This is a genomic window from Chitinophaga pinensis DSM 2588 (genome assembly GCF_000024005.1).
Lineage (GTDB): Bacteria > Bacteroidota > Bacteroidia > Chitinophagales > Chitinophagaceae > Chitinophaga > Chitinophaga pinensis.
This window is the reverse complement of the sequence record NC_013132.1, coordinates 7,611,531-7,631,972: the sequence shown is the minus strand read 5'-3', so window position 1 is coordinate 7,631,972 and position 20,442 is coordinate 7,611,531. Positions and strand designations below refer to the sequence as shown.

Below are 20,442 nucleotides of genomic sequence, written 5' to 3'. Positions count from 1 at the left end.
TGATACTCGTTTATTTACGCAGGCGTAACAAGAGTTCATCCAGTTTTTCCAGTGTTGCGGTCAGTCCCTGTTCTATGCCCATCTGTATAACGGTTTCCAGATCAGAGAGCGATTTATAGGTCACGACTGTTTCTACCAGTGCATTTTCTCCTTTATCAGTGAAGGTCACTAACCATTCAGCACGCGGCAGTGCTTCATTGATTTCACCTTCTGCATTACAGAACGCATCCAGGGAGGTGTAATAATCGATAGGATGGATCTTCACGTAGTCGGTATATCCCCAATATTCGGTGCCATTGGGATCTATCATTGCGTAGTGCCAGTGACCGCCTTCGCGAAAATCCATGGATTTTGTTTTTGTTGATAGCGGGGCTGGGGCAAACCATTGGTCAAGCAATTCGCTTTTCGTATAACAATCCCACACTAATTGCCGGTCGGCCAGGAATTCGCGTCTGATGGTCAGGGTATTTTTCTGTTTATCAGCAATAAAATCGAATTGCAGGTTGTGTTTCATTTATTGTTCTTTTATGGATGACGGTGATTGACAGTCTTTTATTATTTTTTGACCATTGGCAGGTATTTGTGCCAGTTTTCGATGATGACCCAGGTGATAACAGCGATTATTATCAGTACGATAGGTAAACCGGAAGGGGCCATGGTGATATTGGTCAGCAGGATACCGACCAGTATAGGAAGAATAACAATGGCTCCAAGTGCTCTGGTCCTTTTGAATATCAGCAGTATGCCGCCAATAGCTTCTACGGCGCCTACCAGTGGCATGAGCCAGCCGATCTCCATGAATGCCATGCCTGCTTTTACCATTTTCTCAGGCATATCCTTGGGAACAGGCATATAGTGGAAGAATTTGTCCAGGCCTGCATTGAGGAACATCAGACCTGTCAGTAAGCATAAAACAAAAAGAACTTTCGCTTTCATAGTTATTAGTTTTTATTGAAACCATTCGGTTGCAAATATACTTGCAACTAATCGGTTTCTCAAAATTATTTTAAGTAAAGTTACCGAGTGATGTTTTTGGAACTGTAAGATAAGATATGGAAGGCGGAGAAATGCCAGACTGAGCTGCCTGTGATCAGGTCTATTTGCTAAAACGATGTAGAATGCTGACTTGTTCCCTAAAATATGTGGTGTCTATGCCGACCACGTTTTCGGTTGGTTCGGAAGCTGTTGTCTGAATTAAATGGGCGATTGTTTAAGGTGTAGTTTTATTGTTATTGATGCGGTATCTTTTTCTTCCAAATTCGGTTTCATTTGCTACCTCATGCGGTTCATATTTTTTGACAAGGAAGATCTCACCGGCATCTTCCAGATATTGCAGGTCTTCTGTTAACAAATCATTGATGGAGAGTTGAATGGTTTGTTCCGGAGAGACTTCCAGTTGCCAGGGATACCAGTTAAGGCCCCATATTTCGAAGTAGTATTCAAATTCATTGCTGTTATATTCCTGGCATTGGTGTTTTATTTCCTGCAAGATCTGTCGTCTTCTTTCGTCCATCTTATAAGATTGATACAATAATGGGATATAGAAAGGTGGTAAAGCTAGTGCAAAAAGTATATAGATTGGAAGTGTAATTGGTGTATGATGTTTATCAGCCTGCTGTTTGATCGGGATCAGTGGTCATTATCAACAGGCAGGATACTTTTGCCCTCCTCATGAAACAGATTGTACGACTCACCAAGATATTCAGGTTTGAGATGGCGCATGCGCTTTCCGGTTATAAAGGACTTTGCAGGCATATTCACGGACATTCCTATCAACTGGAAGTGACGATCAAGGGGCAGCCGGATAATACGCCAGGGCGCAGCAGTGAAGGTATGGTGTTGGATTTTGGTGATCTGAAAGCGATTGTGCAAGAGGAAATTATTGCGCCGCTGGATCATGCGTTGATGTTAAAAGAAGGAAGTGTATTGTCTCTGGGTGGAGTGGATAATGAATTGTTTGCCCGGATTGTATGGACACCCTGGCAACCGACCTGTGAGAATATGGTGCTGGATTTCGCCGGACGTATTATTGCGCAGCTGCCGGACGGGGTAACCCTTTGCAGGCTAAAGTTATATGAGACGCATACTTCATATGCCGAATGGTATGCCAGTGATAATATTGATTGAAAGAAGTTACCAAACTATAGCAATATACTTCATGGCTGCTTTACTGTATTGGAATAAAAGGTGATATTCGCTTTATGGATATTACCAGGAGCATTTCCTGTTCAGTTAATATCGGATATTGAACAGATCAGCAAATGAACGAAACAAGTAAACAGCAATTAAGTCTTTTACGGCAGCGGATTCCTGTAGGTTTATCATCCGGATTGAAATTGCTTGAAAACGCAGGCGGAGACATCAACAAAGCAGAGCTCCTATTCAGGGAGGATATTTTACAAACCCTGGTCCGCAAAATTGGTTTGCCCGAGGATGTCATTCAGCGACATCTGATCAGCAATAACTTTGATATTGATGCTACGGTAAAGCGTATTGATGAAGAGCGTTTTACTTTGACAGAGCGCATTTTGAGGCGGTATAAGCATAAAGCGGAAGCCGTGGATCAGGTCAGGTTTGCAGTTCTGGGTCAAAATGATGTATACAAGGGTAGTTGGCTGGATTTTAAACAGCTTACCGCTTTTCCCAAGGAGGTATATTGCCTGCTGACGCTTAATGAATGGCTACTGTATGCAGACTATGAAGGATTGGATGTGGCATTGTCTTTCGAACTGGAGGTGATTACTAACCAGCTGGAGACCGTGTTGGGCCTTTCTGCATTGGCTGACGCACTGAGACAAACACAGGAATTGGCGGATTTACTTTATAAAAAGTATGAGATTACCGGGAATCATGAAAATTATATAAAAGCAGCACGGGAGCTGGACGAAAGTGATATTTACAGACAATGCGAGCAGATGTATAAAGAACAGCGGGATTTGCTGATAGAAAGGCTTTACGACCTCGTCACGGCAAACGTGCATCTATTCCCCTAAATACCTGTTTCAGCTACCGGAATGGCCGGCCTCGTACATCTGTTGTCCTCAAACGGACAGTTTTCCTAAAATTATATCCTTTAACAGGTTGCAAATCAGTATTTTTTGATTTGGCATAGGCATTGACGTAGCTTGATGTTCCAACTGTCTCCTATGTTTAAGAACTATTTCACTATTGCCCTCCGTAATCTGGCCCATAATAAAGTTTATTCTTTTATCAATATTGCCGGGCTGACCATTGGTCTAACCTGTGCGATGCTGATCCTGCTTTATGTGAAAGATGAGGTCAGTTTTGACCGCTTTCATGACAAAAGTGCGCGTATCTACAGGATAACGCTTAGTTCTTTCAACGGGGGGAAGCGCGCAAGTTTTCCAGTACTGGTTTGTTACAAGGCCCCAGGTTCACCCAACATGTCGCCGGGATTAAGTCATTTGTGCGTGTGCAGGATGGACGGGTAGACTTTAAGAAGGACGGGGATATTGAAAGCAGGAATGTATTTTTTGTAGATGCTAATTTCTTCTCACTATTTTCTTTTCCCCTGCTCCGTGGTGATGCGAACACCTGTTTGCAGCAACCACATACTGTTGTACTGACAAAGGATGAAGCAGAAAAGCAATTTGGTACTGCAGATGCTGTGGGTAAAGTGCTGACACTGGCGGAGGGTAAAACATTTGTGTCTTACGAAGTGACAGCTGTAACGGAGAACTGTCCACAGAATTCATCTATCCAATATAAAATACTGTTGCCTATCCGGCAGGCCGAGGCCGACATGCAGAACAATGATAACTGGTTTAGTTATTTTCTTAACACTTTTGTTGAGCTGGAAGAACGTGTTAATCCGGTGACCGTTTCCACACAAATGCAGCGATTTTATGAAAAGGATGCCCGGGGGGCGTTTGATGCGATGACCTTAAAATTTGGTGGTGAAAAAGGCGGTGATATGGGTACTTATGCTTTGCAGCCTTTTGCCGACATACATATGAGTACAACGTTTCCGGCGCAGAATGGTCTGGAGAAAGCCAGTAATCCGATCTATGCTTATATCCTTTCCGGACTGGCGCTTTTCGTGCTGCTGATCGCCAGTATTAATTTCGTAAATCTGACGGTGGCCCGTTCTGTAAGAAGGGTAAAGGAGATTGGTATCCGTAAAGCAATTGGAAGCGACAGAAGACAGTTGATCATACAATTCCTGGGCGAATCTTTTATCTTATGCGGCATTGCTTTTGTGCTGGCTATTGCATTAGCGCAACTGATTCTGCCCGTCTTTAATGAACTCGCTAATAAGAAACTGGCCATTGGTTATCTCGTAGATGCCCGGCTGATCACAGGATATATTGCGCTCTTTCTGCTGACTGGTTTACTGGCTGGCTTTTATCCGGCGCTGGTATTATCAGGGTATAGTCCAGTAGAAACGCTTTATAGCAGGTTCCGTTTAAAAGGGAAAGGATATTTACAGCAGTCGCTGGTGGTGTTGCAGTTTACACTTGCCTCATTTCTGATCATTGGCACTTTTACAATTTATTCCCAGTTTAATTATCTTGTTAAGGCCGATTTAGGGTATGACGATCATGATATCGTTCTGTTGGATAAGGGAAATATGACGCACCAGGATGCTGCTGTGTTCAAATCAGAGTTGCTGAAGTATCCTGATATTGTGTCTGTAGCTCCGAAGAATGGTGGTTCCTGGGCAACGATGGCGCAGCTGGAGAACGATTCTTCCATCAGGTTTGCATGGGAGACGGTAGATGAATCTTATTTAGCGACCTTAAAGATCCCCTTGGTACAAGGAAGGAATTTTTCTGTTACGCATCCGGGCGATTCTGCGCATGCGGTATTGGTAAACGAGGCTTTTGTAAAAGAGGCGGGATGGAAAGATCCGATTGGCAGACAGATTGTTTTTAATTTTCAGAACAATAAGACTTTTGAGGTGATCGGTGTAGTAAAGGACTATCATTATGCGGCGCTTAACAATAAAATAGCTCCGCAGTTGTTTACCATGAACAATGCGAATCCTTATGGCACATTTTATATCAGGATCAGTCCTCGTTCGGCTACGCGTAGTCTGGCATATATTCAGCAGCAATTCAAACAGTTTTTTCCTTTCAGTCCTTACGCCCCTATCTTTAAAAATGAGGTGAACCAGCGGAGCTATGAGTCTGAGGCCAGGTGGAAGCAGATTATCTTATTCGGTGCGATACTGACCATTTTTATATCCTGTATTGGTTTGTTTGGTTTGTCCGTGTTAGCGGCGGAAAAGCGTATTAAAGAAATTGGCATCAGGAAAGTGTTGGGCGCATCTGTGCAAAGCATTGCTACTATTTTGTCGATGGAGTTTGTAAAGCTGGTGATGATCGCGTTGCTCATTGCCATTCCTTTAGCATGGCTGGCAGCTAGTAAATGGTTGGAAAACTATCCATAACGTATTTCTCTGAGCTGGTCTCTTTTTGGCTGGGGAGGCGGATTGGTGGTGTTGATTGCTGTATGTACCGTTAGTTTTCAGTCGGTAAAAGCGGCATTGGCTAATCCTGTAAAAAGTCTGAAAAGCGAATAAGAAGGGGCAACGCTGATAAGAGACAATAAGCAGGGTTCAACTTTTCCATTTCACAGCGACCCGTTGCATTTCTTTTTGTTTTCCTTTTAGTTTGATCGGACCTAAAGTTTGTGCGGCGAAATGGCCATGCTACAATGACTTCATCACTTACGTATTGGTAGATCTCTCCTTTCTTGTCCAGGATAGGATTGGTGATGTCCGTGAATATATCTTTCAGGAATGCGTGATATCTTTTATCACCCAGTGTTTCTGCAATGGTGGTAGAGGAGTTCAGATCCAGAAACATAAAGATCCTGCGTTCTTCTTTAGGGGTATTGTATGGTATCAGAAAGGATGGGAGAGGTAGTTATACAACAATACACCCGCTACAGGAGCGGGTGTATCGTGTAATCAGGTGGGCTGTATGTAGCTTTAGATCTCTAATAAATTCTCTCCGGTTTTAAGCGGATACTTTTTGTTTTTCCATAGCAGGGTGCCGGTAGTTTTCGCCGGTAAGTGGATTTTTATTTTCCACTTATTCCTGTCGAAAGTATAAGTAGCAGCGACCTTTCCGTTTGGATGCGGGATCTCTCCGCTGATATTCTTCAAATCTCCCAGGTGCGGCGTTATTTTTATTTTGCGGAAGCCTGGTCCGTCGGTGTCGATGCCCAGGATCATCCGGAAGAATTCGATGTTAGGACTGGCGCCCCATGCGTGGCAGTCGGAACGGCTGTTGGGCAGATCGGATATTTCGGCCCAGGTGGTTAATCCCATTTTGATATTGTCCCGCCATACATCCAGCCATTTGATGTAATCATTACCAAGGCCACCTTTGGCCAGTGCCAGGTGCAGGTAATATTTGAAATAGATGGTGCATTGTGTGAGGGATTTATCCGTCAGCAGTTGCTGGCAGATGTCAGACAGGTCCTGCTGATTGGCTACACCCGCCAATATAGCGAGTGCATTGGCGTGTTGTGAATAGACGTCTTTTTCGTCAGTATCTGCGAATAGTTTTCTGCCGGCATTCCAGTATTTGTTCCGGATGGTTGTTTTTAGCAGGGCTGCCTTGCTTTTGTACAAAGCGACATATGCGGGCATCCCCATGCTGGCTTCGAGTTCGGCTGCCCATTGGTAGGCCATCAGTAATTGCAGATCAAGGATCGCGGATGCTCCGTCTGCGCCTTTAGGCGGCATGGCAAAGTTCCATCCTTTGCCACCGACCCAGTCTATGAAGTTCCAGTAAGGAGTACTTCTCAAGGAACCGTCCTGGCCCTGGTAGCGGCTAAAAAAGTCGAGTACGGCACGTTCTCCTGTCAGTTTACTTCGGATAAAACTACTGTCAGGTCTGTACATCCAGAAATCGTGTAACATACCGATATACCATAAGGAGAAGGTGGATATAATCTGCGTGCTACGGGTTGGCCAGCGGCTTTGTGTGGCGCCTTCAGTAATACGGGAATGATCCATCAGGTCGATGGCATTGCGTGCCAGTCTGTCGTCACCGCTGTTGTAGTAGCTGATCAGCGCCTGTATACGCGTATCGCCTATGTACTGCAACTGTTCATAATAAGGACAATCGAAATAGGTCTCCATAGCGCATAGACGGGCAGTACGCCAGCCGATATCCAATATCTGTTTTAACTCATTATCCTGTGTATTAAAAGCTGCGTTAAATGTAAAGGGATAGCCGGTAAATACACCGGAGATGTCGTCTATTATCAATGGCTCCTGCTGCGTATGTATTGTCACCAGGATATAACGGAAGGTTCTCCAGTATAGCGTCGTATAAGACTGTCCCATATCGCCGGCTGATACCAGGCTGTCTTTTCTGCCTTTGAAGTCTTTACCATCCACATCATTGCGGTTGCCTTTACGGTCGCCATACTTTGCCGCATCATCATAAAGGGATTCAGCATAACGCATGGATATGCCGGCATTTTTACCCTTACTGAAGTGCAGGTTAATATAGGCATTGGTCAGGAAAGTCTGGTCCAGGATAAAGGATACTGTTGTATCAGCAGGAATGGTAATGGCTGTTTTCGAAGCAGGGAAAGTTTCGGGCAGTGTAATACCGGTTGTCTTCCTGACAAGCGGTAATCGTTGCTGCGTCAGTTCCATCTGTGGTAAAGAGGAGGGTACCAGCATCCAGGCTAAACCATCCCCATCGCCCTTGATATGTCCCTGGAACAGGTGAGCGGCGGCAGGCCAGTTGTGGTCATTAAAATCGAGACTTGTCCAGTCTTTAACGGATTGGTTCATATCTACGAATTCGCCGGTACTGGCGGCAAAGAAGCCGGTAATCGGCTGATAGCCGTTGTCGCGTGTATATTTCCAGGAATTATTGGTATTTAAGATTTCTTCTTCCGGTCCCTTTCCTTGTAAGATAAAAGCCGTTCTCACTGAAATCTGTGCTTCAGGACGGTTTTCGGCCTCATTAAAGACGAGGGCTGCCACAATATTTTTACCGGCAGTCAGGTAGGGAGCGAGATCTACCGTTTCATAATTCCAGTAATAGGTATCACCACGGGCGGGCCCTAAAGAGACCAATATGCCATTAACATATAACTTATAGCGGTTATCGGCTGATACATGGATAATGAAGCTGGACGGTTTTGCAGGGAGATCAATTTTTTTCCTGAAATAGTAGACCCCATAATTGTTGCCGGACTCATTCTGTGGCGCAATCCAATTGGCATTCCATGGCCTGCTCTGCGAGGCATACACAGCGGATTGTGCATAGCTGAAGTCGGGTAGCAAAAGAAGGCAGAGCGCTACCACACTGAGTAATTTCTTCATCCAATAAACGTGAAATTGATTAAAAGTGTAATATAATTGTTATTGTACATCCTGCATCCTACACTGTCCTGTTTATGGGGCGTGTTGGCGATGCGGGATTAAAATATTTTCCGCTCCCCAAACTTTTTCTTTATTATTGAGCGTATAGTGAAAGTGCCTGAAAAGGGAAAGGAAGGGGATGCCCGGCTAAGAAGCGATGGGTCTGAAGTATAGCTAATAGTTTTTTATAAAATAAACATATGAACAGGATTTGTGTTTTCACGTTATTGGGTTTCATGTTAACCGCGACAATTCATACAGTCGTTGGACAGCAGTTATCTACACTCCGGGTAGTTGCCCCGGGGGCAGCATTAAAAAAGGTGGATGGCGTATTTGCGTTTTCTGAAGGACCAGCTGTTAATAAGCGGGGAGATATTTACTTTACTGACCAGCCTAATGACAAGATCTGGAAGTATGATATACATGGCAAACTGTCTTTATTTATGGATAAGACGGGGCGCTCAAATGGACTTTATTTTGACCGGCAGGGTAATCTGATCTCCTGTGCAGATGAAAAAGATGAGTTGTGGTCCATTCGTCCGGATAAAAAGGTAACAGTGTTGCTGAGCGATTTCGAAGGCAAACGTCTGAACGGACCTAATGACCTGTGGATAGATCCTAAAGGGGGAATTTACTTCACGGATCCTTATTACCAGCGCGACTATTGGGATCGTATACAGCCTGATATTCCGGGCCAGAAGGTGTATTATCTGCCACAGGGAAAGAGGCAGCCGGTGATCGTTGAGGACAGTGTAGTAAAACCGAATGGCATTGTTGGGACACCGGATGGTAAATATCTGTATGTAGCCGATATTCAGGCAAATAAGACTTATCGTTATGCGATCGGGCAGGATGGTAGTCTGCAGGACCGCCAGGAGTTTGTGCCACAAGGATCTGATGGTATGACGCTGGATAGCGAAGGCAATCTGTATATTACCGGAAGAGGCGTGACTATATACGACAACAAAGGGAAGAAGCTGGGCAATATACCGGTATCAGCCAACTGGACAGGTAATGTGTGTTTTGGCGGTAAAGACCGGAAGACGCTGTTTATAACGGCATCAGAGTCCGTATATACGCTGCGGATGCTGGTGAAAGGAGTGGAGTAATGCCTCTCTTTAGCTGCGGAGGATCTTTTCCATTTTCCTGCCCTTTGCTAATTCGTCGACCAACTTATCCAGGTACCGGACTTTCTGCGTTAATGGATTTTCGATCTCTTCTATGCGATATCCGCAGATCATGCCGGTAATAAGATGAGCGTTAGGGTGGAGGGAAGCGCGTTGGAAAAAAGTGTCAAAGGTGACTTTTTCGTTTATCAGTTCCAGCAGCTGACTGTCATCGAAACCTGTCAGCCATGTTATGACCTGGTCTAATTCTTCTTTTGTTCTGCCTTTTTTCTCCACCTTGGCGATGTACATGGGGTAGACGGAGGAGAAGGTCATTTTAGCGATACGTTCATTGTGTGTGTTGGATGTTTCCATACAGTGTAAGTTGACGAACTGATGATTGAAAAGTTGATGGCGCTGACTAAAGGTACTATAGAATGATGAATTCTTATTTTTATACATCCCGAACCATTTATTAAGTATGCGTAGTGTAGCTTTTTCTGTGTTTCTTTTTACTTTATGCTGTAGCATGGCTGCGCATGGACAGTCACTGTTTCATTTCAGGGATTCTGTCAATGGTTTTTCTATAGGTATACCATCAGGTTGGACCTATAAGGTGGCGACTGAATTACCCTCAATAAAGCTGATGGCCTGGTCGCCGGATTCCTCAGGGAAAATTCGCGAGAACATTAATGTTAATATAGTGGATGACGCAGTCGCCGGTATCGATGATGCTAAAGATAAACTGTTGAATGCTATCGAAGTTGCCAGTGAATTTCAGTTAATAGATTCTGGAAGAACCGTTAATAGTGGTCAGCAGGTCTTTTGGCTGAATGAATATCACAAAACGCCAAAAAGTAATAATCCGGTGTTTTCTACTGTATTTCTGGTTTGTGATAGTGGTAAGGCGTACATATATACTGCTACGAGTGACCGGACACTTGAGGTAAAGACGAAGCCGCTTTTTCAATATATAGGGAAGACATTTAAAACAGGTATTGCGAGCAGACGGGAATTTGTTAAAGTAGCATTTCCGGAGATAAAGTCCTGGCAAAAAGCGTATGAAGCAAGTGATTCTTCCACTTATATGATACAATGGTTACCTGTGAACGAAACAGCGGCAAACTGGAAAATCATGGTGTATCAATCTGCTATAAAAGACCAGGCTGTAGAAAGCATCCACAAAGCGGTACAAACTTTCGCTGAGGCAAGCCGGAAAGAGAGTGCACTCACTAAAGTAACTATATTAAAGGAAGTAAACCAGTCTAATCAAAAATGGGCTTTATTTAAAGCAGAAGCACCAGGTTTTCCCAACGACCCTCACCCTGAATCCCAGCTTTTTTATCTGGTGCAGGGTAAGAAAGCATTTCATGTGCTTTTTGTAGCGGTAAAGGAAAAAGAACTTTCGGCTGCTTTTGTCAGCAAATGGACTGCGATCTTCAGGAATAGCCAACTGATGTATGACTAAGCCGTTGGGTACTATTTTTTCTGTAACCAACGGAATGAAGCTGTATCCGCTACCAGGACTGCCGGTCCTCCTTTTACATCTTTGAAAGACAGTTTCAATAAACCTGTAGCACGTGGTGATACTTTTTCTTCCGAGTTATGTGTATGTAGTACGTAGTATATGTTATGCCTGCTGTCAGTGAATACGTCTCCGTGACCACTGCCGCTATGTCCGATGTTATGTCTGCTGATGACCGGGTTGCCGTCATATTTTTTCCATGGTCCGTAGGGAGATGTCGATGTTGCGTATCCTACCGCATAGTCTTTATTCCGGAAATCATTTGCAGAATAGATCAGGTAATAAGTTTTCTTATGTTTTAATATCGTAGGTCCTTCTGTGACAGGCCAGTCTGATGCGGCTGTATTTTCCCATCCTGCTGTACCCGATATGCATTCTTTTGCCGTGCCGGCTACGACGTCAGACAGATCAGGTTTCATCTCTGTAACAAAGATGCGGTTGCCGTTCTGTAATTTGACATGATAAAGGTATATTTTCCCATCATCATCAAAGAAGAGGAATGGATCGATCTGTTTGCCTGTTCCGCTGAGGGCTACGAGAGAATCCTGTTTAAAGGGCCCTGCCGGACTGGATGCTTTAGCGATCGCTATGTGTTCGTCGGCAGTGTATGCCATATAATAAATGCCTTTATAAGTAATGATCTGAGGCGCCCAGAAGCCACCGTTACCAAATGCGTCGCCGCGCCGCAAAGCCAGGTCGTCAGCTACACCTTCTACTGATTTCCAGGTTTTCAGGTCTGCTGATACATATACAGGAAATCCCTGATTACTGCCGGTCCCATATAAGTAAAAGTGCCCTTTATCCTTAAAGATTGTGGGATCTGCAAGAAATACGGAGGGTTGTTGTGCCAGGCTTCTGGAAGCAATACCGGCCACAAGGAATGCGATGAAAAAAGAGATCTTCAGGTTAGCCATACCTTTAAAGATAATATTGTGAACGAATATTTTCAGAAAATAATATTGTCGTTGGCCGGTATGCGTAAGTTCAGTAAGCCAGAGTGTATGGCTCCAAAGCATAAAGCCGCATATATCATTATGATTGATGCGGCTTTATACTTTGGAGCATATTAATTGTCGGCGATATCAGGCGTCTGGTATTTCCGGCTCTACTAATTTAGCCAACTTTTCCAGTGACTCCTGCCAGCCCAGGTAACACATCTCTGCGGGGATGGCAGCGGGAATCCCTTCCTGGGTAATTTTGATATCTGTACCTGCGATTGTTTTCTTCAACCAGACAGAAGTAGTCATTTCTCCTGGCAGGTTAGGGTCGTCAAATTTATCCGTGTATTTTAAAAATTCATTGGGTTTGAGTTCTACATATTCTCCGCCGAATGAATGACTATTGCCTGTTGTAAAATTCCGGAAGGACATTTTGAAAGTGCCGCCGGTTTTTACATTCATTTCATGGACGATGCAGATAAACCCATAAGGAGGCAGCCATGAAGCGAATGCAGCGGCTTCCGTGAATGCACGGTATACTTTTTCAGGAGAGGTTTTGAGCACCCTGTGTAGTGAAACAGAATTATTTGACATAAGATGTATTTTTGTTCCTACTCGTCTGGCTTTTCGGCTTCGCCCGTTTTTTGAGTGGTCGCTGCTCCACCTGGTTTATTGCTTGACGTTGATAACACAAAGGTGATTGGAAAAGTTGGCATTGATAGAGGTCGTATGCGACATTGTAAGGGGGGATTTTCGACCTGCCTGTGGCCGGATGATTTTAATAAACATTTATCTTTAATAAAACCGATCAATATGCCCTGGAATCCTGATGTGTATAACCAGTTTAAGGAAAAAAGAGCTGCTCCTTTCCATGACCTTATCAGCCATATTCATGCAGCACCGGGTATGCGTATGATCGATCTGGGCTGTGGAACGGGAGCGTTGACAAAAGTACTGGCAGATAAATTCCCGGAGTGCCAGGTGCTTGGTATTGATAGTTCTGCTGAAATGCTGGCCAAGGCTCCACAGCAGGAGAATATTTCCTTTGCGCAGCGGTCAGTAGAAGCGCAGCTGGCATTATCCGAAAAATGGGATGTCATTGTTGCAAATGCTTCCTTGCAGTGGGTGGAAGATCATCCCGTTCTTTTTCCTCAGGTTATTTCTAAATTATTGCCCGGTGGACAATTGGCGGTGCAGATGCCATCACAGCCGGAAAACGTGCTGAACCAGCTTCTCTATAAACTGGTACATGAAAGTCCCTTTTATGATGTTTTAAAGGATGTTATCCGAAATTCGCCGGTCCTGTCACTTGATGACTATACGACGCTGCTGTTTGGTAATGGGGCGAGAGAGGTGACCGTGTATCAGAAGGTCTATCCGATAGTCGCTCAATCTATCGAAACACTGTATGAGTTTATATCAGGATCTGCGTTGGTGCCTTATATGGAAAAGCTGGAAGAGCCTTTGCAATCAACGTTTGTGCGTGTATTTAAGGAAAGAATAGCACAACATTATCCTACTTCACCAATGGTATACGCATTCAAACGGATCATACTAGTAGCCAGTTTTTGATGGGTCCAGAAAACAAAGTGAATTAGGGCTTTCAAACAAAGCCGGCTGACGAGGGGTGTTCTACTTTTGTATCACAAAACAAAAATACAATGATACAGAACAACAATCAGGGAGCACTTCAGCATCCACTCGGCACAGGTTTTAACGCTCAGTCCACTGCTTCAGATGTTATCAGCGGCATAGATCTGACAGGTAAGATTGTTATCGTGACAGGCGGTAATGCAGGTATTGGTGTGGAAACTACAAGAACACTGGCAGCAGCCGGCGCTACCGTGATCGTTCCGGCGAGGGATGTTGATAAGGCCAGAAAGAACCTGGAAGGTATTCAACGGGTAGAGATCGAAGCGATGGATTTTATGGATCCTGGCTCTATTGATGCCTTTGCTGATAAGTTCCTTCACTCCGGCAGACCTTTACATCTGCTTATAAACAATGCCGGTATTATGTGGGTGCCTTTACGAAAAGATGCGCGTGGCATAGAGTCTCAGTTTGTTACGAATTACATCGGTCAGTTTCATCTGACGGCAAAACTCTGGCCTGCGCTTAAACGGGCAAATGGCGCACGTGTGGTGAATGTATCTTCTCTAGGTCATCACATGGGTAATATCGATTTTAACGATCCGAATTTCGAACACCGGGATTATGAAACACTGGCGGCTTATGGTCAATCCAAAACAGCCAGCAACCTGTTTGCCCTGGAACTGGATAACCGTGCCAGGGACTATCATGTACGCGCATATGCTGTACATCCCGGATCTATTGGTGGTACTGAATTAGCGCGTGAGGCTCCTGTAGCGCTTTTTCAGCAAATGGGTTTCCTCGATGAAAACGGCGACATGCGTCCTGAGGTATTGGCTTCACTGAAAACAATCCCACAGGGAGCTGCCACTACAGTATGGGCAGCAACCAGTCCGCTACTCAATGACCTCGGCGGCGTATACTGTGAAGATGGCGATGTGGCTGAGTTATTATCTTTTGATCCTGCTGTTGAGAGCAATGCTAAATTTCACCAGAGCGGGGTTATGCAGTATTCACTGGATGAACATAGTGCAAAAAGACTGTGGGTAATGAGCGAAAAGATGACGGGTATTGCATTTGACGTCAAATAAGCAAGCGATGTATGACATCTTAGGCTTTAAGGTGCATTGCTAATCCGAAAACATGCAGGATATGGAACATCAGTCGGTGTACTTAACACCAGATATCAAAGTTTCCAGTTACGTGGATAAGTTGTCCAAAACAAAAATCATGTTTGATCATCATATGCTGGTCTGGTTTATTGCCGGAGAAACGAGGATCGTTCAGGCTGATACCTGTTATACATTTAAAGCAGGAGACATTTTTCTGATTCCCCGCAATCAGCCGGCTACGATCATCAATTATCCCACCAATCATCAACCACATAAAACGGTTGTCATGCATCTTTCAACCGTCAGACTCCGTGCGTTTTATGCCGGATTAAATATAAAGGCTTCGGTCAGCAGTTCCGGTAAGATCAGGCGCTTTCAACATCATCCGTTACTGGAGAGCTGTTTTGCTTCGTTGCTCCCATACTTTGAGCTGAAGGAACTTCCGGAGGACATTGCTACCATAAAAATTACAGAAGCTATCAGCATATTGCGGCTGATTGATGCGGATATCGATGGAGAGCTGACCAACTTTGAGTTACCGGGAAGGATGGATCTTGTCGACTTTATGGAGCGGAATTACATGTTCAATATGCCCCTGGAACGTTTCAGCTATCTGACCGGCAGGAGTCTTAGTACGTTTAAGCGTGACTTTAAAAAGGCATTCGATATTTCACCACAAAGGTGGCTTACGCAGAAAAGACTGGAGCTCGCCTATGTTCATTTTACAGAGAAAAAGCTGCGACCTGCAGATGTGTATTTCCAGGTTGGATTTGAAAACCTGTCTCATTTCTCCTACGCTTTTAAAAAGCATTTCGGATATACTCCGACGGATTTGATTTCTTAATGCAATAGCGCTGCCATATTATTCGCTTTTGCGGTTGTGTGGCTTATGTGGATCGTTACTATCAGGAGCGATGAAGGCAGCCTATTGCTTAAAATAGCAGCTGGTTGCTGTCCTTGTTGTCTTTGTTGAGCGGTTCAGGAGATAGAGATTGTCAGGCAAATTATATATTCAGAGGGGGAGACGGTCCTCCGAACAAAGTAAAGTTGGTCTTATAAACAAAGTTAAATCATAACAGATCCACTACATTTGTTATGTGCTTCTTCAATATGGAGGAACGCCGGTATAAAACTTTAGCACATGGAATATCAGGCTAAATACATTACAGACGACATTAAGTTGTCCTGCTACCAGGACAAGTTCTTCAAATCGGATATCATATTTGAGCATCACATGCTTATCTGGTTTATCTCCGGGGAGACGAAAATTGTGCAGGCAGAAGGAACGTATATGTTTCAGAAGGGAGATATTTTTCTCATACCGAGGAACCAGTTAGCTACGATTATCAATTATCCTAAAGATGGTTTGCCGCATCAGACGGTTGTTATGCACCTGACGACAGACTGGCTGCGCAACTTCTACGATAAGATCCAGGTGAAGTCGAAGACGGTTGCAGAACAGAAGATCCGGCATTATAACAATCATCCGTTGCTGCAAAGTTGTCTGTCATCGCTCATTCCTTATTTTGATATGACGGAGTTGCCTGAAAATATTGCGAATTTAAAGATTACGGAAGCCGTTAGTATACTACGGTCTATAGATCCGGACCTGGATAATATGCTGGCGAATTTTGAGGAACCTGGCAAGATCAACCTGACGGATTACATGGAGAAGAACTTTATGTTCAACATGCCAATGGAGCGATTTGGCTATCTGACGGGGAGAAGTCTGACTACCTTTAAAAGAGATTTTAAGAAGGCATTTGACACCACTCCACAGAAGTGGCTGACGAAGAAGCGCCTGGAACTGGCGCATTATCACCTATTAGAGAAAAAAAGGAAGCCTATTGATGTTTGTTATGAAGTGGGTTTTGAGAACCTTTCACACTTTTCATTTGCATTCAAGAAGCATTTCGGTTATGCGCCTACAGCACTGTTGGGGGCGCGGCACTAAGGATAACTAATGCGTGTTATCTACCAGGCGATCTCCCATTATTGCCTGCAGGTATTCGTTAAACCCTTCTTCTGCTTCGACTTCGGAAATGTCTACCACTACTTTTTCCAGGTCTCCTGTTATGTTTGTATCCAAAACGAAGGTGATCGCATCCTTTTCTAAGATGACCTGTGTGCAAACCTTGTAGGCCGCATTTTCCTGTCCGTTTATCTCGAAATAGTGTCCATCCATACCTGTTTGCTTATCCTGTTCACTGAAGGAGAATGATTGCTGAAGCAGGATATAATTTTCGAAATCGTATTCATCGTCAGCCAGTCCTATCATAAAGAACTGATCTTGTTCATTTTTTTCCGCGGAAGCTACTGTTGCCTTAAAGCTGATCGTATTCATGGTTTACGTTTGTTGAGAAGGGCGATATGCGTTCGCCCTGCAATAGGCAAAGGTAACTAATTGTAGTTAAGGGAGCTGTATGTTTAGTGAGCAGACGTTTGATAAGTGCAGTTTATTGAAGATGTATATTAGCAGATAGCCGGGAGTATATCATTAGGACACATACTGTGCCCGGTATGAAAACTCCTGGAGATGCAGCCGGATCATGTTGACCAGTTTTTTGTGGAACCAGTCAATCGTTGCCAGGTCTCTGTTTGTCGAGATATATTCCATTGCCTGTCCTTCCAGAAGTTGCTTTAGCTTACCTGTATATTTTCTTGTCCACAGTTGGAAAGTGTTTTCATTTTTTAGTCTGTCCACGTCTTTAATGGAGAAGATGAACTCAGTGTAGATGGAGTTGGCAAACAGGTGTGCCGTTTCATCAAAAGTGTTCAGGAGATTTTCAGTGTGACTGAGCATTAGTATACATTTTATTAATTAGAAGAAGCATTGTCTTAAATGGTCCAGGCCATTTTAAAAGTCGTTGGGGATCTGTATGTTATAATAACATAAGTGGGTATGATATTATTGGGGAATGTTTGTTTTAGCGGATAAGCGTGTTATTCAAGGATCCACAACGGACTGTCGCCATTGGTGCTATACAGCATGATTTCCTCTTCTGTCATTTCCAGGCGGAACAGGCTCTCATTCGCTATTTGTTTTGAAACCTGGAGATAGAAGACGCCATCCAGCATATGGATTGCGATAGGAATAGTGGCACGACGGTCCAGCAGGAGCGCTTTGTCTGAAAACCTGAATTTATGTTGTCCGGTTTTCTCATAATAGGCTCTGCTATATAACCTTGCGTATATATCACTTATGGTCATAGTTTAAACTTTTAATGACAGGAAAAGGAAAATAGTAAGGACTCGGATTAGATATATGAAATATCGATCTCGTGAAAATTAAATTTGAGCAATGTTCGATTGAAATAACGTAGGTGGTAAAAGAAGGCTATAAAGGAAATGTGTTTACCAGTAATGATGAAACTCAAACATTTGATCTTCTTAAAGGTATGGATTATTATTTCGCCTACCTAATTTAATTCCCGCTGGTCTGACGGGGTAAATGACGTTGCAACGTATAAAAAGCAGGTATAACGGATATATTGTCATTTGTACATTTTCCCGTTTTAGACGGGTGTTGTGCTTTTGTATTCGTACCTTTCACCGCTATGGCATATAACGAACAGGAAAAAACGGTCATTTTTGATAAATGTGTCGCCTTTCTCAATCATGTTGGTATTCCGACTTTCTTTCGGAGTATCAGCCACGATAGCTTCTTACCAGGGTTTCTGATTGAAAATGGTACACTGGTAATTGATAAGGAAGCTTTGCAGTATCCCGGGGATATTCTGCATGAGGCCGGCCATATAGCGGTTGTCTCAGCTGCGGATCGTGGGCGTTTATCAGAAGGAGGGATCATTAAGAGAAAAGACAGGGAAGCGGAAGAAGTAATGGCTATTGCCTGGTCTTACGCTGCCTGTATGCATCTTGACATAGATCCGGCCTTTGTTTTCCACAAAGACGGCTATAGAGGTGGTAGTGCCAGTATCATGGAGAGTTGTGACAAGAACGAATATATTGGCATGTTAATGTTGAAGAGTGTAGGTATGGCTGCTGCTGATGCCAGTTTGTACCCTCAGATGAATAAATGGTTACGGGACTGATCCGTACAGATTATTTTAGTTTCCCCTCCTGCAGGGCGTTTTTATAGAAGTCTTCCACCTTTGTTCTTGCCCAGGGTGTCTTCCGCAGAAATTTTAAGCTGGATTGTATAGAAGGATTGCTGATAAAGCAATTGATCCGGATCTGATATCCCAGTTCATCCCATCCGTAGCTGTCTACGAGTTGTGTGATGATTTTTTCAAGCGTTATTCCGTGTAAAGGATCTTTTGATTTATTCCCCGTTTCCATATGCTGTTGTTTCCGGGGCAAAGATACAGTACATAATACAAAGAGGCTGTGTCTTATCGGATAGCGTGGTTTTTCCCATTTTGCTCCCCCCGGGACTGTCCTTTTAAGCACCAAATCTTATTTGTAATCAGCCGGTTATTTGGAGAGATTGATGTATTGTTACTAAATATTATGTGCAATATCTTGATCAGCATAATTAAACTGGCTTTCGGGTCTTGTTTTCCTGCTGTGGTCCATTGTCAGAGAAAGGGATCTGGTAAGGCGCTTTTTTCCCTTCAATTAACGACCTTTGTGCCCGGAAGGCAGTCGCCCGCCATTTTAAAATAAGAGATCATTGGACCAATCAATCAGTTTAAACAAGTTTATCAGTGATACCGGATATTGTTCACGTCGTGAGGCAGACAATCTCATCACCTCAGGACGGGTATTATTGAATGACCGGCCGGCTGCTTTGGGTAACCGTTACAAGCCGGGAGACACTGTAGAGGTAGATGGCAGCCTTATCACTGCTGCCAAAAAAGAGAAACGGGTATACCTGGCGCTCAACAAGCCGCCTGGTATCACTACGACCACAGAATTGCACATCAAGGATAATATTATCAGTTTTGTGAATTATCCACAGCGAATATTCCCGATCGGTCGTCTCGATAAGGACTCTGAAGGACTGATTTTCCTTACTAACGATGGTGATATCATCAATAAGATACTAAGGGCTGCTAACAATCATGAGAAAGAATATGTCGTAAGGGTGAACAAACCTATCGATACTAACTTTTTGCATCAGATGTCGCAGGGAGTACCTATTCTGGATACCCGGACCCTCCCTTGTAAGGTGCAGATGACGGGGCGTCAGACCTTTCGTATCACCCTGACGCAGGGGCTTAACCGGCAGATCAGGCGCATGTGTGAATACCTTGGCTATACGGTAGTTGGTTTGCAGCGTGTGCGTATTATGAATGTACGGCTCGACAAACTGCCCCTGGGTAAATGGCGCTATCTCAGTGAGGCTGAAATCGCATTTATAAAGGAAAGTGTGGCAGATTCCACGAAGGTTAGTGGTGAAAGTAAACCATCTGGAGCACGTAGGAAGACAGCGAAACCTGTTGAGGAGAAGGAGCATCTCAGAACTGGTTCTACACCGAAGAATAAGCCCGCTACGGGTCATAAGCGTGTAGCAGCACCAGCTAAGCACAGAGAAGAGCAGGAACCTGCTTTTATGCCCAAAAATAAGCCTTCTGCGGGTCATAATCGTGCAGCAGCGCCAGCTAAGCACAGGGAACAGCAGGAACCTGCTTTTACGCCTAAAAATAAGTCTTCGACGCATAAGCATAAACCTGCAGATAAAGATAGTAAACCTCAAACTGGCAAAGCGACAGAGAAATCCTGGAAAAAGGAGCATCCTGCACAAAAATCTACGACGTCCCGTAGGGGAAAGCCGGCTGGCGCAGCAAATAATACAGGTAAAGGAAAAGAAAAAAAGGACGGTAGGAGAGGAAGGCGGTAAAAGTATCAA

General features: G+C 44.0%; 24 protein-coding genes. 12 read left to right on the top strand and 12 right to left on the bottom strand.

Annotated features, from left to right (window positions below):
• Positions 1-10: 10 nt before the first annotated feature.
• The 3 genes from CPIN_RS29845 to CPIN_RS29835 form a co-directional block, all read right to left on the bottom strand.
• A complete protein-coding gene (locus CPIN_RS29845; RefSeq protein ID WP_012793610.1) occupies positions 11-514 on the bottom strand; it encodes an SRPBCC family protein in 504 nt (167 codons plus the stop codon).
• Between the two features lie 41 nt (positions 515-555).
• Positions 556-936, bottom strand: coding sequence for a DoxX family membrane protein (locus tag CPIN_RS29840; protein ID WP_012793609.1), 381 nt, complete (start codon positions 934-936; stop codon positions 556-558).
• A gap of 274 nt (positions 937-1,210) precedes the next feature.
• Entirely contained in the window at positions 1,211-1,513 is a 303-nt protein-coding gene (locus tag CPIN_RS29835) for a hypothetical protein (RefSeq protein ID WP_012793608.1), read from the bottom strand.
• Between the two features lie 158 nt (positions 1,514-1,671).
• Between CPIN_RS29835 and CPIN_RS29830 the strand changes: the two genes are divergently transcribed.
• The 4 genes from CPIN_RS29830 to CPIN_RS29820 all read left to right on the top strand — a co-directional run bounded on the left by CPIN_RS29830 (position 1,672) and on the right by CPIN_RS29820 (position 5,413).
• Positions 1,672-2,127, top strand: coding sequence for a 6-pyruvoyl trahydropterin synthase family protein (locus tag CPIN_RS29830; protein ID WP_012793607.1), 456 nt, complete (start codon positions 1,672-1,674; stop codon positions 2,125-2,127).
• Between the two features lie 134 nt (positions 2,128-2,261).
• A complete protein-coding gene (locus CPIN_RS29825) occupies positions 2,262-2,993 on the top strand; it encodes a hypothetical protein (protein ID WP_012793606.1) in 732 nt (243 codons plus the stop codon).
• A gap of 153 nt (positions 2,994-3,146) precedes the next feature.
• Positions 3,147-3,452, top strand: a complete 306-nt coding sequence (locus tag CPIN_RS39240) for an ABC transporter permease (protein ID WP_222838163.1) — start codon at positions 3,147-3,149, stop codon at positions 3,450-3,452.
• On the top strand, positions 3,428-5,413 hold the full coding sequence (locus CPIN_RS29820; protein ID WP_222838162.1) for an ABC transporter permease: 1,986 nt from the start codon (positions 3,428-3,430) through the stop codon (positions 5,411-5,413). Before CPIN_RS39240 ends, CPIN_RS29820 begins: the two co-directional genes overlap by 25 nt.
• Before the next feature lie 100 nt (positions 5,414-5,513).
• Here CPIN_RS29820 and CPIN_RS39235 read toward each other — a convergent pair whose 3' ends face one another.
• Together CPIN_RS39235 and CPIN_RS29810 are read right to left on the bottom strand one after the other, a co-directional pair.
• Positions 5,514-5,831 (bottom strand): hypothetical protein, encoded by a 318-nt coding sequence (locus tag CPIN_RS39235; protein ID WP_044220009.1) that lies wholly within the window; start codon positions 5,829-5,831, stop codon positions 5,514-5,516.
• A gap of 125 nt (positions 5,832-5,956) precedes the next feature.
• Complete coding sequence (locus CPIN_RS29810; RefSeq protein ID WP_012793605.1) at positions 5,957-8,320, bottom strand: alpha-L-rhamnosidase-related protein; 2,364 nt, start codon at positions 8,318-8,320, stop codon at positions 5,957-5,959.
• A gap of 239 nt (positions 8,321-8,559) precedes the next feature.
• Between CPIN_RS29810 and CPIN_RS29805 the strand changes: the two genes are divergently transcribed.
• On the top strand, positions 8,560-9,468 hold the full coding sequence (locus tag CPIN_RS29805) for an SMP-30/gluconolactonase/LRE family protein (RefSeq protein ID WP_012793604.1): 909 nt from the start codon (positions 8,560-8,562) through the stop codon (positions 9,466-9,468).
• Between the two features lie 9 nt (positions 9,469-9,477).
• Here the strand turns inward: CPIN_RS29805 and CPIN_RS29800 are convergent, their stop codons facing one another.
• On the bottom strand, positions 9,478-9,840 hold the full coding sequence (locus CPIN_RS29800; RefSeq protein WP_012793603.1) for a DUF2200 domain-containing protein: 363 nt from the start codon (positions 9,838-9,840) through the stop codon (positions 9,478-9,480).
• A 154-nt stretch (positions 9,841-9,994) separates the two neighbouring features.
• On the opposite strand from CPIN_RS29800, the gene CPIN_RS29795 reads away from it, so the two are divergent.
• On the top strand, positions 9,995-10,933 hold the full coding sequence (locus CPIN_RS29795) for a hypothetical protein (RefSeq protein WP_012793602.1): 939 nt from the start codon (positions 9,995-9,997) through the stop codon (positions 10,931-10,933).
• An 11-nt stretch (positions 10,934-10,944) separates the two neighbouring features.
• Here the strand turns inward: CPIN_RS29795 and CPIN_RS29790 are convergent, their stop codons facing one another.
• Together CPIN_RS29790 and CPIN_RS29785 are read right to left on the bottom strand one after the other, a co-directional pair.
• Positions 10,945-11,904, bottom strand: coding sequence for a glycoside hydrolase family 43 protein (locus CPIN_RS29790; RefSeq protein WP_012793601.1), 960 nt, complete (start codon positions 11,902-11,904; stop codon positions 10,945-10,947).
• Positions 11,905-12,072: 168 nt separating this feature from the next.
• A complete protein-coding gene (locus CPIN_RS29785; protein WP_012793600.1) occupies positions 12,073-12,522 on the bottom strand; it encodes an SRPBCC family protein in 450 nt (149 codons plus the stop codon).
• A gap of 219 nt (positions 12,523-12,741) precedes the next feature.
• On the opposite strand from CPIN_RS29785, the gene CPIN_RS29780 reads away from it, so the two are divergent.
• The 4 genes from CPIN_RS29780 to CPIN_RS29765 all read left to right on the top strand — a co-directional run bounded on the left by CPIN_RS29780 (position 12,742) and on the right by CPIN_RS29765 (position 16,584).
• Positions 12,742-13,500, top strand: a complete 759-nt coding sequence (locus CPIN_RS29780) for a methyltransferase domain-containing protein (protein WP_012793599.1) — start codon at positions 12,742-12,744, stop codon at positions 13,498-13,500.
• An 89-nt stretch (positions 13,501-13,589) separates the two neighbouring features.
• A complete protein-coding gene (locus CPIN_RS29775; protein ID WP_012793598.1) occupies positions 13,590-14,609 on the top strand; it encodes an SDR family NAD(P)-dependent oxidoreductase in 1,020 nt (339 codons plus the stop codon).
• Between the two features lie 61 nt (positions 14,610-14,670).
• Positions 14,671-15,474: a helix-turn-helix domain-containing protein gene (locus CPIN_RS29770; RefSeq protein ID WP_012793597.1), complete on the top strand. Its 804-nt coding sequence runs from the start codon at positions 14,671-14,673 to the stop codon at positions 15,472-15,474.
• Between the two features lie 297 nt (positions 15,475-15,771).
• Positions 15,772-16,584, top strand: coding sequence for a helix-turn-helix domain-containing protein (locus CPIN_RS29765; protein WP_012793596.1), 813 nt, complete (start codon positions 15,772-15,774; stop codon positions 16,582-16,584).
• Positions 16,585-16,590: 6 nt separating this feature from the next.
• Here the strand turns inward: CPIN_RS29765 and CPIN_RS29760 are convergent, their stop codons facing one another.
• The 3 genes from CPIN_RS29760 to CPIN_RS29750 form a co-directional block, all read right to left on the bottom strand.
• A complete protein-coding gene (locus CPIN_RS29760; RefSeq protein ID WP_012793595.1) occupies positions 16,591-16,974 on the bottom strand; it encodes an Imm10 family immunity protein in 384 nt (127 codons plus the stop codon).
• A 153-nt stretch (positions 16,975-17,127) separates the two neighbouring features.
• Positions 17,128-17,433: a hypothetical protein gene (locus CPIN_RS29755; protein ID WP_012793594.1), complete on the bottom strand. Its 306-nt coding sequence runs from the start codon at positions 17,431-17,433 to the stop codon at positions 17,128-17,130.
• 140 nt (positions 17,434-17,573) lie between these two features.
• Positions 17,574-17,840, bottom strand: a complete 267-nt coding sequence (locus CPIN_RS29750; RefSeq protein ID WP_012793593.1) for a hypothetical protein — start codon at positions 17,838-17,840, stop codon at positions 17,574-17,576.
• A gap of 347 nt (positions 17,841-18,187) precedes the next feature.
• Here CPIN_RS29750 and CPIN_RS29745 point away from each other — a divergent pair, with 347 nt between their 5' ends.
• Positions 18,188-18,682 (top strand): hypothetical protein, encoded by a 495-nt coding sequence (locus tag CPIN_RS29745; protein ID WP_012793592.1) that lies wholly within the window; start codon positions 18,188-18,190, stop codon positions 18,680-18,682.
• A 10-nt stretch (positions 18,683-18,692) separates the two neighbouring features.
• Here the strand turns inward: CPIN_RS29745 and CPIN_RS29740 are convergent, their stop codons facing one another.
• The gene (locus CPIN_RS29740; protein WP_012793591.1) at positions 18,693-18,929 is read right to left on the bottom strand and encodes a VF530 family protein; all 237 of its coding nucleotides are present in this window, start codon (positions 18,927-18,929) and stop codon (positions 18,693-18,695) included.
• 334 nt (positions 18,930-19,263) lie between these two features.
• On the opposite strand from CPIN_RS29740, the gene rluF reads away from it, so the two are divergent.
• Positions 19,264-20,433, top strand: a complete 1,170-nt coding sequence (rluF, locus tag CPIN_RS29735) for a 23S rRNA pseudouridine(2604) synthase RluF (protein ID WP_012793590.1) — start codon at positions 19,264-19,266, stop codon at positions 20,431-20,433.
• The last annotated feature ends 9 nt before the right edge of the window (positions 20,434-20,442 follow it).